This is a genomic window from Maribacter litoralis (assembly GCF_003075045.1).
Taxonomy (GTDB): domain Bacteria; phylum Bacteroidota; class Bacteroidia; order Flavobacteriales; family Flavobacteriaceae; genus Maribacter; species Maribacter litoralis.
In genome coordinates this window covers 1-16,994 of the sequence record NZ_QCZD01000008.1, presented here as the reverse complement: position 1 = coordinate 16,994, position 16,994 = coordinate 1, and the positions used below count along the sequence as shown (strand labels likewise).

The window sequence follows — 16,994 nt, the reverse complement described above, 5'->3', positions numbered from 1 at the left end:
GTATCTTTTATAAATTAAAAATCAATGTTAAGACCCAATGTCAATGTTCTAAATATTGGCGTACCAGCTCTTTGAGAACCGTAAGCCCTTGGGTTAGAACCATCTACATGTTCTGGATTAAAACCATGATAATCATCGGCGGTGATGTATAGTAAGTTCTGAGCAGTTGCATAAACCCTTAAACCACCAATGCCAATTTTAGATGTTACATCATCAGGAAAATTATATCCAAGATTTATATTTCTTAAAGAGAAATAGTCTGCATTCGCAATTACTTCACTTGTCAATACTTTTTCTTGAATAAAAGATGTATGTGGCACTAGACCGTCAGCAACTGCTTGTGCCTCTCCTCCACTACGAGTCCTATTTCCAAACCAATTGTAAAAATACTGATCACCTATATTGTTTACCTGTGCACCTAAACTACCTTGCACCATAAATGAGAAGTCAAAATTGCCCATCTGAAACTCATTAGTAAAACTGTATACTAAATCTGGGTATGGATCACCTAAAATGGTTTTATCTTCTTCCGTAATGATACCGTCACCATTTAAATCTTTAACAATCGTATCATCGGCCTGACCGTTAATTCTATTCCAAGGATTATCTACATAGGTAGTTCTAAATTGTGTGTCATCATATAAATCCGTATCAACAACATACCCCCAAAAAGATGATATAGGCTCACCAATTCTATTTATCCATTGAGAGTTTCTACCATAATCATCTTCTATTAAAGCGTTGTTAGAATCTCCAAAACTCAACAATTCGTTCTGATTAGTTGAAGCAATCAGCGTAGAGTTCCATCTAAATTTCTCCCCCACGATATTCTTGGTTCTCAACTCAACTTCCACACCTTTATTTTCAACTTCTCCTAAATTTACTATACCACTTGTAAAACCTGTGATATATGACACGGGGTTTTCCAATAACAATTCATCACTTGTTCTCTTATAATAATCTACAGAACCTGATATTCTATTATTTAAAAATCCGAAATCAACACCAAAAGTCAATTCTTCAGAAGCCTCCCACTGTAATAATGCATTAGCAATATTTCTTGGAGACACACCAGGCGTGATACTACCATCTGTAATTGCGTTAGAGTTTTGAAGTAGTGCTAAATAAGGGTAAAGATTTACGTTATCATCACCTACATTGAAATTTTCAGCACCTGTTAAACCATAACTAGCTCTAAACTTCAAATTATTTACCACATCACTATTCAATAAGAAGTTTTCTTTGGCAACATTCCACCCCAATGAAACAGCGGGGAAGTTACCATATTTAGAGTCTACACCAAATACAGAACTACCATCTCGTCTAAAAGACGCATTGACTAAATACTTATCTTTATATGCATAATTAACTCTAGCAAAATAACCTACTTTCTTAAGTTCGGTATTTATTTCTGTAGGATTATCAATTAAGGTTGCTCCTTGGAAATTTTTTAATAAATCATTTGAAAAACCACCTCCAGTCATTATACTTTCTTCTGACTTTCTTTGTTGAATGGTCATACCAGCCAGCAAATTCAAATCGTGGTCTCCTCCAAAATTGGTAGAATAATTTAATGTATTATCATTAATTAATCTAGTTCTTGATCTATTGGCCAAATAGTAAGCTGCCCTACTATTACCTGAAGCATGATGTAATGTCCCATCATATCTTGTACGTTTTCTATTCTCCAAGGTAACCCCTAAAGATGTTTTGGCAGTTAAACCATCCAAGATCTCATAGCTTACATATGTAGAACCAAATAATTTAGTATTATACTCATAGTGCTCTCTTTCCACATATTGGGCATAGGGATTTGAATCACCGGAAGTACGTGGTCTTTCGGTATTACCATCATTATCCAAATCCAAATTAACCAGATGGTTTTCATAAAAATAATCACCAACCCCAACATTAGGGTAAACATCTCTATCTATAAACTGAAGTGTTTCTTCTGTATGATAAATAGGAAGCCAAGGTGATTGTCTAGTTGGGTTATGAATTGATGTTGGCAATCTTCTCTGTGAAGTATATGAAGGAGAAGCTCTTAATCCAAACTTTACCTTATCACCTAACTTAGTATCTAACTTAATGTTTCCAGTATATAACTTATAATCATCCGTAATAACCACACCTTCATCGTGTAAGGCCCTTAGTGACGCACTGAACTTTGTATCTTCCGTACCTCCACGCGCTGAAAAAGAGTGACTGGTTACAGTACCACCATCAAAAAATACATCTTGCCAATCTCTATCAACACCAGTAGTTGCAACTAACAATTGGGCGTATAAAGTTTCACCGGACAAGGTTCCAGTCGCAGCCTGCTCTATTTTAGCCCATTCTGCAACGCTCTTTCTATAATCATCGCTTCCATGTGCATCTTTAAAACCTGTATAGGTCTGATAACTAAACTTTGTTTTTCCAGCCTTACCACTCTTGGTTGTAATCAAGATTACACCATTAGAACCTTCACTACCATAAATTGCAGCAGAAGCGGCATCTTTCAATACTTCAAAAGATTCCACATCGTTCATGTCTATGTTAGCGAGAAACTCTGAGCTCACTACAATACCATCAACCACTAAAGCAGGACCAGAATCTGCCGTTACAGATCCCACACCTCTAATAGTAATAGTTGGAGCACCACCAGCTTCAGCATTTGTTGCTTGAATATTTACACCAGACACTTGACCAATTAATGCATCATCTACCCTTGACACTGCAATTTGATCTAAAGTTTCATTAGTCACCTTAGATATTGAACCCGTTAAAGTAGATTTCTTTTGCGTACCATAACCTACTACTACAACCTCATCTAATTGACTGGCGTCTTCATTTAAAGTAACATTTATCGTTTTTTGATCAATAATAGCTACCGTCTGTGTAGCATATCCTATATAAGAAATTTGCAGTAAATCACCACTTGCTACCTTAATAGTAAAATTACCGTCAAAATCACTTTGCGTACCTCTGGTACTTTTCGCAACAATAATATTAGCACCTGGTATAGGCACATTGTTTGCATCTGTCACAGTACCCGATAAATCATAGGAGTCTTGTGCAAATAATTGAATGTTGACCAGCAACATTGCAACCATAAAAAATTTTAGTTTAAATTTCATTTGTGTTATATTAAGTTAGTTCTTTTGAATTGGCCTCCGCCTTCTTTTTGATCTACTTAAAACGTAGAATTAAATTCTACATCATAATTGTTAATTTACTATAACACACATTTTACATAAGAATCAAGGATAATTCTTATTTTTGTATTAAATGTGTAAATAGCAATACTTACATGTTTGTTACTTCCCTTTCAATTTGAAGTAATTCTTTTTTACAAAAAGGATGGGCTAGCACCCGTCCTTTTTTTTATACTTTCTTCTAAGGTGTCATTTCATTTTTTTATTAATTAATAATATAGTTTTCATCAAATAATTTAATTGGTTTACCAAATTGGTTCGTCAAACTGGTTTACCAAATATATGTTATTATCTTGTTAAAAAAAATTACTTTGAAAATTTCTAGGCTATTTTTTTATCGGTAAGAAGTAATTTCCATTAATAAATTATAGAATTAATAAAATAAAGGGTGATAATTATCAAATTGATATTTAGCCTATAACTACAGTATTTATAGGCATTACAGACATGAACTAAACTTTTTAACAACCTTTTTAATTTTTCAATTGCAGCTTACAAATAGAAAAATTCTAAATATTAAAAATTTAACATTATTGGAGGAGAATATTGACGTTAATAAAACACAACGAAATTAAAAAGCACAGTTACACGTTTAGAAATCGAATCTTTTAACGCATTTGAGCAAGAACATTTAATACTGAATTAATGGTGGTGTTTATACCAAGAATTTTGAAATTATGATATTGGTAATATTTAATATTTCAACAGGAATAAATGAAATATAAATGAAGTATTTAAAAATGAAAAAAGGCCTTCATTTTCATGAAAGCCTTTTATTTCGTGGGCCCTACTGGATTCGAACCAGTGACCCCCTGCTTGTAAGGCAGGTGCTCTGAACCAACTGAGCTAAGAGCCCTTGTTAAGGGTGTGCAAATATATAATACTTTTACAATTCTCAAAAGAAAAATCAATAAAAAATCAAAGAATTTCAGCAACTACAAAATTGCTTCCTCCAACATAAATAAGATCATTATTTTTAGCCTGCTTTTTTGCCGCATTAAATGCCTTATTTACAGATTGATAAACATTTCCCTTGTAATTAAAGTCATAAAACAACTTTGCCAAAACATTTTCATCCATTCCCCTAAATATTTTTGGTTTGCAAAAATAATAAGTTGCATTTTTTGGAAATAAAGGTAAAATCTCAGAAATATCTTTATCCTTAACCACTCCCAAAACTATATGCAGCATTTCAAAATCTTGTGCTTTTACTTGTTCTAAGACATACGACAATCCGTCTTTATTATGAGCAGTATCACAGATGATCATAGGTTGTTCCCCTATTTTTTGCCAACGCCCCATTAATCCGGTATTCTCCACTACCCTTTTAAAACCGTCAATTTTATGCTGTTCCTCTATTTTAAAATACTTTAGAAGATTCAAAACACCTAGAACACCTTTTATATTTCTTTTTTGATAAGAGCCTAGCAAACCTATTTGATAGGCCTTATAACTCTTTCTATCGGCAAAGATAATCTCGGAATTCAATTCTGCCGCCACATCATTAAATACCGGCGCCGTTTCTTCACTAAACTCACTAATTACAACCGGTGTATTGGGTTTTATAATACCCGCTTTTTCCCATGCTATCTTTGGAATGGTATCTCCTAAAATATCAGTATGATCAAGACCAATATTAGTAATTAAGCTTACTTCTGGCGCAATAATATTAGTAGAATCTAAACGACCGCCCAAGCCCACTTCTATTATGGCTATATCAACCTTTTCTTTATCAAAATATGAAAATGCCATACCTACTGTCATTTCAAAGAATGATAGTTGATGCATTTCAAAAAAGGAGCGATTGTTTTCAATAAAAGCAACTACCCAATTTTTGGATATTTTTTTACCGTTGATGCGAATTCGCTCTCTAAAATCCTTTAAATGAGGTGAGGTATACAAGCCTACCTTATAACCGGCTTCTTGAAGCACCGATGCCAGCAAATGACTACTGGATCCTTTACCATTGGTGCCAGCTACATGTATACTTTTAAAATTTTGATGTGGGTTTCCTAAATGGTTCGCAAATGAAGTTATTCCATCTAGTTTAGAATTAAAAGCTATTTTACCTTTATTCTGATACATTGGAAGTTGGGCAAACATCCAATCTAAAGTTTCTTTATAGGTCACTCTCCCAACTTGAAATTAACGACTACAAAACCGGTTTGTTTACTAGGTGCATTACTATCTAAATTCCACTTGTGCATAAAAGCGGTTTTTCTAGCCGGTTCTAACAAACAAGGATCATTATTCGTAGTACCCTTTACACCTGGTTGAGCACTTATAACCTTGCCGTTGCGATCTACAACTATTTTTACCACTACCCTGCCAGATTCGTTGCACTCTTGCGCAACTTTACCCTTGTTGACCAATGACCTACCATTTAGACCATAACCACCAGTTCCGTTACCGCTACCTGGACCTCCATAGTAACTAGTAGCATATGGATCGCCATCTGGTTGACCTTTATCACCGGCTCTATTATCATCACCTTCACTTCCGGTGGCAGTTCCATCAGATTTATTAAGACCACCCATCATTTCATCCAAAGCTTTTTTCTTCGCTTCTTGTTCTTTACGAGCTTTTTCGTCTGCTTCTTTCTTTTGCTGGGCTATTTTAGCAGCTTCTGCTTTTTTCCTATTCTCTTCAGCCTCAGCTTTTCGTTTCGCATTTGCTGCAGCTTCATCTGCCTTCCTCTTAGCTTCTTTTGCCTGTTCTATTTTAACAGCCTCTTCATTGTCTTGCGTTAAAAGTTTTTCAGCCGGAGCTTCTTTCTCAGCTACAGGTTCCTCAACTTCATTTACCGGCTCTTCAATCGACTCCGCTACTTCTTGTTGCGTTGGCTCTACTGGCGGTGTATCAACAGGCTCTGATTGTATTTTTTCTTTGGGCTGTATTCTACCACTTCCAAATTGAGTAGTTCCAAAATTGACCGATATTCCGTTCTCTTCTGGTGGATCCATGTATGTTAGACCTATATAAAACAAAACAAGTAAAAGCGCACTTAACAACAACGTAGTAAGTGTCAGCGACTTCTTTTTATGTTTAGTGTCTAAAAATGCCATTTAATTTGGGCGAACCGCCAAAATAACTTTGTAATTATTTCTATTAGCGATATCCATTACATTTACCGCTTCTTTAATTGCTACGCTTTCTTCAGCTCTGAGTATAATTGTAGGGCTATCTTGTCCAGCCAATGCCTTTTTCAGCTCAATCTCAATATACTCGCCATTAATTCTTTCATCATTAACGAAATACTGAAGATTCTTATCAATGCTAACCGATACGTTCTGAGTGTTTGTAGACTTCCCTTTTGCTTTTGGCAACAATAGATCTAAAGCATTGGGTGAATTTGCAGTTAGCATGAAAAACACCAACAACAAAAACACAATATCTGTCATTGACGACATGCTAAAGTCTGGACTGACTTTATTTCTTCCTTTTAATTTCATAGTAAAAAAATTAAAGAGGTTCGTTTAATAAGTCTAGAAATTCTACGGCATTAGCCTCCATCTTATGAACCACTTTATCGGTTCTATTTACCAAATGGTTATATCCGACGTAAGCTATAATCCCCACAATTAATCCGGCTACGGTAGTTGTCATCGCGGTATAAATACCAGAGGCCAATGACCCCATCTCTGCCTGACCACCACTACTGGCCATTTCATGAAAAGCAAGAATCATACCAATAACGGTTCCCAAAAAGCCAATCATGGGAGCAGCACCGGCTACGGTTGCAAGTATACTTACATTCTTTTCTAATTTATAGACCTCTAAGGTACCGGCATTTTCAATAGCTGTATTGATGTCGTCCAATGGTTTACCAATACGAGAAACACCCTTTTCCGTTAGTCTAGCGACAGGAGAATCTGTCTGTGCACATAAAATTTTAGCTGCGTCCAACTTACCTGAAGTAACATAATCACGAATTTGATTCATGAAATTCTTATCTATTTTCGAAGCTGCATTAACTGCAAGTAAACGTTCAAAATAGATATATAATGCCACCCCTAACATAATGAAGAGAACGGTAATAATTATTACACTTCCCGTTCCTCCATTAAATATTAAATCTATAACCGATAGAGTTTTCTCTTCAGACAATAATTCTTCGCTCGTATCTTGAGCCAAATCCTGAAATAATATCATAGTATACTTTAAGTATTGAATTTGCCATTATAACGATGAATTGCGAATTAAATTATCCATGTAGAACAAAATCTCTCAATAATATAAATACTAAGGCACCACTAACAAAACCAACTAATGCCAACCATGCTATTTTTTTCAAATACCAGAAAAAATCAATTTTTTCCATACCCATGGCTACAACACCGGCCGCAGAACCAATAATTAGCATACTACCACCTGTACCGGCAGAGTAAGCTATAAAATGCCAAAGCGGACTATCCAACGGCTCACTGAACATACCCATACTAGCCGCAACCAATGGTACGTTATCAATTACTGCAGAACCAACACCAAATAACATTACCACTATATCAGTATTAGGAATAGCCTCATTTAAAGCTCCTGCAGCGTTGAATAAAATACCTAAAGATTCCATTGCTGCAACTGCCAATAAAATACCTAAGAAGAACAATATACTAGGCAGCTCTATTTTTGATAAGGAATGATGTACAGGACTATGGTGACCAGCATTATCATCATCTTCACCCTCTACACTAGAAATATTGAATTTTTTATTACTATAAATTTCCGCAAAAGTTGCTACGACCGCTAAAGACAACATCATACCAACATATGGTGGAAGATGCGTAGCTGTCTTAAAAATAGGTACGAACAAAATTGCACCAAGACCTAAATATAACATTGTTGCTCCGTACTTAGACTTTGAAATCTCGTCATCTAAATCACCGTCAATTAAACCTTTAAAAACTTTAAATCTTCCCGCTATTAATACAGGAACTAACATACAAACCAAAGAAGGTAACAAAACGTGAATTACCAATTGACCGGCACTTACTTTATTTGCAATCCACAACATTGTTGTCGTAACATCACCAATTGGAGACCATGCCCCACCTGCATTCGCAGTTATAACTATCATACCCGCAAACCACAGTTTTGTTTCACGGTCTTTTATTACTTTCTGTAATATAGTAATCAATACAATGGTAGCAGTTAAGTTATCAATAATCGCAGATAATATGAATGCTAAAATGGAAAACAACCATAATAATTTACTTTTCTTTTTGGTCTTAATAAACCCTTTAATGGTTGCAAAACCATCAAAGTAGTCTATAATTTCAACTATGGTCATAGCCCCCAACAAGAAAAATAATATCTCTGCAGTCTTACCCAAATGATGCAAAAGAGATTCTTCCATAATATGCATTCTATCCAAATGCCCTAAATCAGAAAAACCGGAAACCAAACCTTGTTTCGCAGAATCGAACCAATTCTCATAGCCGTCTATACCAAGAGCAATCAAAGCCCATAGTATGGCCATCATAGCCAACGCCGGAATAAGTTTGTCAATTTTAAGATTGTGCTCTAAGGTAATGGCAAGATATCCTGCCAAAAAAACAATAATAATTATAGTTTCCATGTTGTTTGGTTTTGTTTAATATCTATTGATAAGGTGTCAAATATAGGTTCTAATTACAAAAAATTAAATCATCCAAATATATTTAAAATTGTGTGTGAATTCCTAATGATTTCACAATAATACCGAAGATATCTGACATCCAAATACTTAAACCGAACTATTATCGAAATATCATGTTTCTGCAGTCAATATTTTAACGCTTAATGAAATGTTAAATAATTTCTGTCAGCATAGACCAATGTCATTATAATTTTAAAAAACAAACAATACCCTTATTTAAAGTTTAATATTTAACTACTATATCTTTATCTTTGAGAAGATAACTTTTATACATATTAGATGGATTTTTCATTGAATGAAGAACAAAAACTTATACAGCAAGCGGCAAGAGATTTTGCTCAAAATGAACTTTTACCAGAGGTAATTGAACGAGACGACGCACAAAGATTCCCTAAAGAAGAAATTAAAAAATTAGGCGACCTAGGATTTTTAGGAATGATGGTAGATCCCAAATATGGTGGCAGTGGCCTTGACACCTTATCTTACGTCATAGCCATGGAAGAAATTTCTAAAATAGATGCATCAACATCAGTAGTAATGTCTGTTAACAACTCTTTGGTTTGCTGGGGACTGGAAAAATTTGGTTCTGAAGAACAAAAAGAAAAATACCTTACCAAATTATCTACTGGAGAGCAAATTGGCGCTTTCTGTCTTTCAGAGCCAGAAGCAGGTAGTGATGCTACTTCACAAAAAACTACCGCAATCGATATGGGTGACCACTACATAGTAAATGGCACCAAGAATTGGATAACAAATGGCGGCACCGCAAGTACCTATTTAGTAATTGCACAAACCGACAAAGAAAAAAAACATAGGGGTATAAACGCCTTGATCATAGAAAAAGGAACCCCTGGTTTTGAAATAGGACCTAAAGAAAATAAATTGGGCATTAGAGGTAGTGACACCCACTCTTTAATTTTTAACGACGTAAAGGTTCCAAAAGAGAATAGAATAGGTGAAGATGGTTTCGGATTTAAATTTGCCATGAAAACCTTAGCAGGTGGTCGTATAGGTATTGCTGCCCAAGCATTGGGAATAGCGGCCGGAGCTTATGAAATGGCTTTAAAATATTCCAAAGAACGTAAAGCTTTTGGAACAGAAATTAGCAATCATCAAGCTATTGCATTTAAACTTGCAGACATGCATACTGAAATACAGGCCGCAAGACTGTTGGTATATCAATCTGCTTTAGATAAGGATAACGGTAAGGATTATGACCTTTCTGGCGCCATGGCTAAATTATATGCTTCTAAAGTTGCTATGGAAACTACCGTTGAAGCCGTACAAATTCACGGAGGAAACGGTTTTGTAAAAGATTACCATGTTGAGCGTTTAATGAGAGACGCTAAAATTACACAGATTTACGAAGGCACTTCAGAAATACAAAAAATTGTAATTTCAAGAAGCATTTTGAAATAAAAACAATCAGCTTTGAACATCACCCCTCTTAAAAATAGGGGGTGATGTTTAACAAACGGACAATTATATCTGTTACCCTATAAATAAACTAAGGCATAATTGTTAGAAAGTTATATAAACCGCCATTTACCCCCATCTTCACCCCTATATTTTCATATTATTAACTTAAATTTATCAATATGATAAATTGAAGGTTTTAAAAATATGTAATTATAGTTTTTTTAAGCTTTTATTTGTTTCGTTGAATTTAATATTTGAATTTGTTCTAATCATTGAATATAATTCAATTAAATTGATATTTTTGAAGAAATACCACAAATTATGACAATGAAGAAGCAAGGATTATATTTACCGGAATTTGAACATGACAACTGTGGGGCTGGTTTTATTTGCAGCCTTAAAGGAAAAAAATCCAACGACATTATACATAAAGCGTTGGAGATATTAGAACGTTTAGAACATAGAGGTGCAGTAAGTGCCGACGGTAAAACAGGTGATGGTGCAGGTATATTAGTTGATATTCCACATGACTTCTTTCAAGCTGTTTGTAATTTTGATTTACCGGAAGCCGGTGAATACGCTGTTGGTAATATATTTTTTCCCCGCAAGGAGAACCAGCGTAATTTCTGTATTTCAGTTTTTGAAGAAAACATAGAAAAACAAGGGTTAAAATTACTTGGATGGAGAGACGTTCCTGTCAATAGATCTATTCCTGGTAGAATTGCTGCAGAAACAGAACCTTTTGTGAAACAAATATTCGTAGCAAAAGAAAATAAAGAACAAGAGTATTTCGACTTTAACTTAAAGCTCTTCATTGCCCGTAAAATTACCGAGCATACTATAATCAACTCAAAATTATCTGAAAACAAATTCTTTTATGTTCCTAGCTTATCTACCAAGATAATTATATTTAAGGGGCTTTTAATGCCTTTGGACATCAGTCTTTATTATTCAGATTTAATGGATCCGCGAGTGGTTACCAGATTAGCATTGGTACACCAACGTTTCTCCACAAACACTTTCCCAACTTGGGATTTGGCACAACCATTTAGATACATGTGCCACAATGGTGAAATAAACACTTTACGTGGTAACGTTACTCGTATGTTCTCAAGAGAAGAACTATTACAAAGTGATATGTTCGGTGATGAAATCAAGAACATACTTCCTATAATATTACCTGGTAAGTCTGATTCTGCAACAATGGATATGGTGGTTGAACTACTATTGATGACAGGCAGATCCTTACCAGAAGTTATGATGATACTAGTACCTGAAGCTTGGGAAAAAAATCCTGAAATGTCAGAGGCAAAAAGAGCTTTCTACGAGTACCATTCCTGTATGATGGAACCATGGGACGGACCTGCCTCAATACCATTTACAGACGGTAATTACATTGGTGCCGTTTTGGATAGAAATGGTCTAAGACCTTCTAGATATACGGTAACTAAAGATGATTACGTAGTAATGTCTTCTGAAACCGGTGTTGTAGACATCACTCCTGAAAATGTAGATTTTCACGGAAGACTACAACCGGGTAAAATGTTCTTGGTAAACATGGAAGAGGGAAGAATTGTGAATGATGAAGAAATTAAAGAAAACATCGCACAAAAATTTCCATATAAAAAATGGCTAGATGACAATTTGGTACATTTAAAGGATATACCTTATAATGATTGTCCGTTATTTTTAGGTGAAGAAACGCTTGAAAAAAGGAAGTCAGTATTTGGTTATACCTTAGAGGATATCAATACGATCGTTCTACCAATGGCAAAGTCCGGTAAGGAACCTATCGGATCAATGGGGTCTGACACACCAATAGCTGTTTTGTCTCAACGCCCTCAATTAATTTACAACTATTTCAAGCAACTTTTTGCACAAGTCACCAACCCACCGTTAGATGGTATACGTGAAGAATTAATTACTGACATCAGTTTAACCTTAGGTAGCGACCATAATATATTTGAATTTTCAGAATTACACTGTAGAAAACTTAAAATACAGAATCCGGTTATCTCCAAGGAAGATTTGGACAAAATCAAAAACTATGATGTAAGTCCAGATTACAAGGTTATTTCAATACCTATGTTGTACTCGATACAACAAGGACACAACGGCTTAGAAGATGCTTTGCAATCTGTTCTTAACCAAGCGTCTAAAGCAGTAGACGAGGGTGCAAACATCATTATACTTTCAGACAGAAATGTCAATGAAGAAATGGCTCCTATACCTGCGCTATTAGCTTGTTCATTCGTAAACAGTGGTTTACAAAAATTGGGCAAACGTTCTAAACTAAGTGTTATTATCGAATCTGCTGAACCACGTGAAGTTCATCATTTCGCATTATTATTTGGTTTTGGTGCAAGTGCTATTAATCCTTACTTAGTTAATGAAATCATTGCTGAGCAAATCGAAGAGCATGACATTACTGAATTTACATTTGATGAGGCTATTAAAAATTACAACAAGGCCATAGGTAAGGGTATACTAAAAGTGATGAACAAAATTGGTATTTCTACTTTAAACTCATACCGTGGTTCTCAATTATTTGAATGTATAGGTATAAATACTAAAGTGGTTGAAAAGTATTTTCCAAATACCCCTACTCGTATTCAAGGTATAGGTCTTTACCAGATTGAAAAAGAAATCGCTCTTCGTCATCACAAGAGCTTTAGCAAAAAACATATTGATGCTAATTTAGATTTAGAGATCGGTGGTGAGTACAGGTGGAGAAGAGATGGAGAAAAACATATGTTCAATCCATTATCTATTGCCAAACTTCAAAAATCTGTTCGAAACAATGAGCCAGATACTTATAAGGAGTACTCACGTATGGTTAACGAGCAGTCAAAAAACTTAATGACCATAAGAGGTCTTTTTGAATTCTCTAATTATGACCCTATTCCAATTGAAGAAGTTGAACCTTGGACAGAAATTGTTAAAAGGTTTAAAACCGGGGCAATGTCGTATGGCTCAATTAGTAAAGAAGCACATGAGAATTTAGCAATCGCCATGAATCGTATTGGTGGTAAAAGTAACTCAGGTGAAGGTGGAGAAGATCAAACTAGATTTTACAAAAATTCAACTGGAGATTGGAAGAACAGTGCAATCAAGCAAGTTGCTTCCGGTAGATTTGGGGTTACTTCCAATTACTTGACCAACGCAAAAGAAATACAAATTAAAATGGCACAAGGTGCCAAGCCTGGTGAAGGTGGTCAATTACCTGGTCCAAAAGTAAATCCAGAAATTGCTAAAACTAGAAATTCAACTCCCTATGTAGGTTTAATTTCACCACCACCACACCACGATATCTATTCCATTGAAGATTTATCACAACTTATTTACGATTTAAAATCTGCCAATAGAAAGGCAAGAATAAACGTAAAACTTGTTTCTGAAGTTGGTGTGGGTACGGTTGCGGCAGGTGTGTCAAAAGCAAAGGCAGATGTCGTTTTGGTTTCTGGTTTTGATGGCGGTACAGGAGCATCTCCTTTAACTTCCTTAAAACATGCAGGTTTACCATGGGAACTCGGTATTGCCGAAGCACAACAAACTTTAGTATTAAATGATTTAAGAAATAGAATTGTTCTGGAATGTGACGGACAATTAAAGACCGGAAGAGATGTTGCCGTTGCATGTCTTTTAGGTGCTGAGGAATTCGGTTTCGCAACTGCTCCATTAGTAGCCTCAGGTTGTATTATGATGCGTGTATGTCATTTAAATACCTGCCCTGTAGGTATTGCAACTCAAAACCCTGAACTAAGAAAGAAATTTAAAGGTAAACCAGAACACGTAGTAAACTACATGTATTTTGTAGCACAAGAATTACGTGAAATTATGGCACAATTAGGGTTTAAGACCATAAATGAAATGGTTGGTCAAGTTCAAAAACTAGATCGAAAAAAAGCAATTGATCATTACAAAGCGGCCGGTATAGATTTAACCCCAATACTTCATCAAGTTGATGTTCCTAAAGGAACCAAATTCTATAACACCGAAAAACAAAAGCATGATATAGACAAATCAATAGAATTCGACATTATTGCAAAAGCTAATCCATCTTTATTTAGAAAAGAAAAATTAACCCTAGATTACCCTATTTGTAATACTGATCGTGCCGTTGGTGCCATTATTAGTAATGAAATCTCTAAAACATATGGTGCAGAAGGACTTCCAATTAACACCTTGCGTTTAAATTTCACAGGGTCCGCTGGTCAAAGTTTTGGTGCGTTTGCAACAAGAGGCTTGACCATGGTAGTTAATGGAAATACCAATGACTATTTAGGTAAAGGGCTTTCAGGAGCTAAATTGGTTATAAAAGTACCAGAAAAATCTACTATAGTTCCAGAGGACAATGTGATAACTGGTAACGTAACCCTTTATGGTGCTACTGCTGGTAGAGCCTATATAAACGGTAAAGCAGGGGAGCGTTTCTGCGTTCGTAATTCAGGCGCAAAGGCAGTTGTTGAAGGTATTGGTGATCATGGCTGTGAATATATGACAGGTGGTGTTGCCGTTATATTAGGTGAAGTAGGTAGAAATTTTGGAGCTGGTATGAGTGGCGGTATCGCTTACGTATTGGATAATAATAAGACATTTAAACAGCGTTGCAGCCTAGAAGGTCTAAACTTATTAGAAGTTACAGAAACAGCAGATATAAAGCAGCTGAAAGATTTAATTGAAAGTCATTATAATTCTACCTCAAGTCCTTTAGCTCAACGTATTCTAGAAAATTGGGAATCATACCTGCCAAAATTTGTTAAAGTTCTACCTGAAGAATACAGACAGGCTTTAATTAGATTAGAAAAAGAAAATTTACAAACTATTTAAGATCGGAACATGGGAAAGATAACAGGATTTTTGGAATTCGACAGAAAAATTGAAGCATACGAACCGGTTGAGGAACGTTTAAAAAATTATAAAGAATTTACGGTACCATTGCCGGAAAAAGAATTAAAAAACCAAGGAGCTCGCTGCATGGATTGCGGTATTCCTTTTTGCCATAGTGGTTGCCCATTAGGTAATTTAATTCCGGATTTCAACGATGCCGTATATCGTGGCAAATGGGATAAAGCGAGTGAAATTCTTCATTCTACAAACAATTTTCCAGAGTTTACGGGTAGATTATGTCCAGCACCATGCGAAGAAGCTTGCGTATTAGGCATAAATGAAGATCCCGTAAGTATTGAGAATATTGAAAAAAACATAGTTGAAACTGCTTTTGAAAAAGGATGGATTACAGCTAAACCACCGCTTTCGAGAACAGAAAAAAAAGTAGCAATTGTTGGTTCAGGTCCTGCAGGTTTAGCTACCGCACAGCAATTAAACAGAGCCGGTCATGATGTAACAGTTTTTGAGCGCGATGAAAAACCAGGAGGATTACTTCGCTATGGCATTCCAGATTTTAAAATGGAAAAAAATGTGATTGACCGTCGTTTAGACGTTTTAAAAGAAGAAGGTATTACGTTTAAATGTGGAGTACATATTGGTGTAGATATAAAAGCCGATGATTTAAAACATGATTTTGACGCCATTGTATTAACAGGTGGTGCTACGGTTAGAAGAAATCTTCCTATAGAAGGTGCAGATCTAAAAGGTGTTGTTCAGGCAATGGACTTTCTTGGTCAAAATAATAGACGTGTAGATGGCATCAAAGAATTAGGAGAGGAAATAAAAGCTACCGGTAAAAATGTTATTGTTATCGGTGGTGGTGATACAGGGTCAGATTGTATAGGTACCTCATTTAGACATGGAGCAAATTCCGTATCGAATTTTGAAATAATGCCTATGGCAACTAAAGACAGACCAGAAGGTCAGCCATGGCCATTTTGGCCAATGCGTTTAAGAACTAGTTCTTCACATAAAGAAGGTGCAGAACGTTTCTTCAGCATATCAACTAAAAAATTCATTGGTGACAAAGATGGTAATCTTACGGGTTTAATAACTTCTGAAGTGGAATGGATCAAAACCCCAGGACAGCGACCACAATTAAAAGAAGTTGAAGGAACTGAAAAAGAATGGAAATGTGACCTCGCATTATTGGCATTAGGTTTTACTGGTTCTGAAAATACGGTTGCAAGTCAATTAGGTTTAGAAATGGATGCAAGAACCAATATCAAAGCCTCTGAAAACGATTATAAGACCAATGTCCCTGGAGTTTTCGCCGCTGGAGACCAAAGAAGAGGACAATCGTTAATTGTATGGGCAATTTCCGAAGGTAGACAAGCCGCACACCACGTAGATAAATATTTAATGGGAGAAACTGCATTACCATTAAAAGGTGAGGGAGATTTGCCTAGGGTATAATCCCGTTTATCAATCGCATAAAAGCCTCTGCTATTATATAGTAGAGGCTTTTTTTATCGTAAATAGACTAACAACATTTGTTTGATACATTTAAATGTCTAATATGGTTTATTATAAATTAATACTCTAGTAAATCTCCCACCTAGCCCCTCCTGAATCTTTTGGTAATAACTACTATAAATAATGACTCCCTATCGGAGCTTTTCTTAAATGCAAACAGCAATTATTACAGTCGTTAGATTTGAGGATATTATACTAAAAGGTAAATCAAATATTAGAATATATTCCATAAAAAAAGCCCCTTACATTACTGTAAGGGGCTTTCGAAAAAGGCGGCTACCTACTCTCCCACTTGGTATAGCAGTACCATCGGCGCAAACGGTCTTAACTTCCCTGTTCGGAATGGTAAGGGGTGGGCCCCGTCGCCATGGCCACCT

The 16,994-nt window shown here is 35.6% G+C and carries 9 protein-coding genes, 1 tRNA gene and 1 rRNA gene; 3 read left to right on the top strand and 8 right to left on the bottom strand.

Going from position 1 to position 16,994, the window contains the following annotated elements; translation table 11 throughout:
- Nucleotides 1-14: 14 nt before the first annotated feature.
- The 7 genes from DCS95_RS19175 to nhaD form a co-directional block, all read right to left on the bottom strand.
- Entirely contained in the window at nucleotides 15-3,119 is a 3,105-nt protein-coding gene (locus DCS95_RS19175) for a SusC/RagA family TonB-linked outer membrane protein (protein WP_116772415.1), read from the bottom strand.
- Nucleotides 3,120-3,978: 859 nt separating this feature from the next.
- A tRNA-Val gene (locus DCS95_RS19170) sits at nucleotides 3,979-4,053 on the bottom strand.
- A gap of 62 nt (nucleotides 4,054-4,115) precedes the next feature.
- Entirely contained in the window at nucleotides 4,116-5,327 is a 1,212-nt protein-coding gene (locus DCS95_RS19165) for a bifunctional folylpolyglutamate synthase/dihydrofolate synthase (protein WP_116772414.1), read from the bottom strand.
- On the bottom strand, nucleotides 5,324-6,262 hold the full coding sequence (locus DCS95_RS19160) for an energy transducer TonB (RefSeq protein ID WP_116772413.1): 939 nt from the start codon (nucleotides 6,260-6,262) through the stop codon (nucleotides 5,324-5,326). The genes DCS95_RS19165 and DCS95_RS19160 overlap by 4 nt, the downstream gene beginning before the upstream one ends.
- Complete coding sequence (locus tag DCS95_RS19155) at nucleotides 6,263-6,649, bottom strand: ExbD/TolR family protein (protein ID WP_027068115.1); 387 nt, start codon at nucleotides 6,647-6,649, stop codon at nucleotides 6,263-6,265. It abuts the gene before it with no gap.
- Between the two features lie 10 nt (nucleotides 6,650-6,659).
- Entirely contained in the window at nucleotides 6,660-7,349 is a 690-nt protein-coding gene (locus DCS95_RS19150) for a MotA/TolQ/ExbB proton channel family protein (RefSeq protein ID WP_116772412.1), read from the bottom strand.
- Nucleotides 7,350-7,401: 52 nt separating this feature from the next.
- A complete protein-coding gene (nhaD, locus tag DCS95_RS19145) occupies nucleotides 7,402-8,772 on the bottom strand; it encodes a sodium:proton antiporter NhaD (protein ID WP_116772411.1) in 1,371 nt (456 codons plus the stop codon).
- A gap of 339 nt (nucleotides 8,773-9,111) precedes the next feature.
- Here nhaD and DCS95_RS19140 point away from each other — a divergent pair, with 339 nt between their 5' ends.
- The 3 genes from DCS95_RS19140 to DCS95_RS19130 all read left to right on the top strand — a co-directional run bounded on the left by DCS95_RS19140 (nucleotide 9,112) and on the right by DCS95_RS19130 (nucleotide 16,557).
- The gene (locus DCS95_RS19140; RefSeq protein WP_116772410.1) at nucleotides 9,112-10,251 is read left to right on the top strand and encodes an acyl-CoA dehydrogenase; all 1,140 of its coding nucleotides are present in this window, start codon (nucleotides 9,112-9,114) and stop codon (nucleotides 10,249-10,251) included.
- A 321-nt stretch (nucleotides 10,252-10,572) separates the two neighbouring features.
- On the top strand, nucleotides 10,573-15,081 hold the full coding sequence (gltB, locus tag DCS95_RS19135; RefSeq protein ID WP_116772409.1) for a glutamate synthase large subunit: 4,509 nt from the start codon (nucleotides 10,573-10,575) through the stop codon (nucleotides 15,079-15,081).
- Between the two features lie 9 nt (nucleotides 15,082-15,090).
- Nucleotides 15,091-16,557 (top strand): glutamate synthase subunit beta, encoded by a 1,467-nt coding sequence (locus DCS95_RS19130; RefSeq protein WP_116772408.1) that lies wholly within the window; start codon nucleotides 15,091-15,093, stop codon nucleotides 16,555-16,557.
- A 327-nt stretch (nucleotides 16,558-16,884) separates the two neighbouring features.
- Here DCS95_RS19130 and rrf read toward each other — a convergent pair.
- A 5S ribosomal RNA gene (rrf, locus tag DCS95_RS19125) occupies nucleotides 16,885-16,994 on the bottom strand.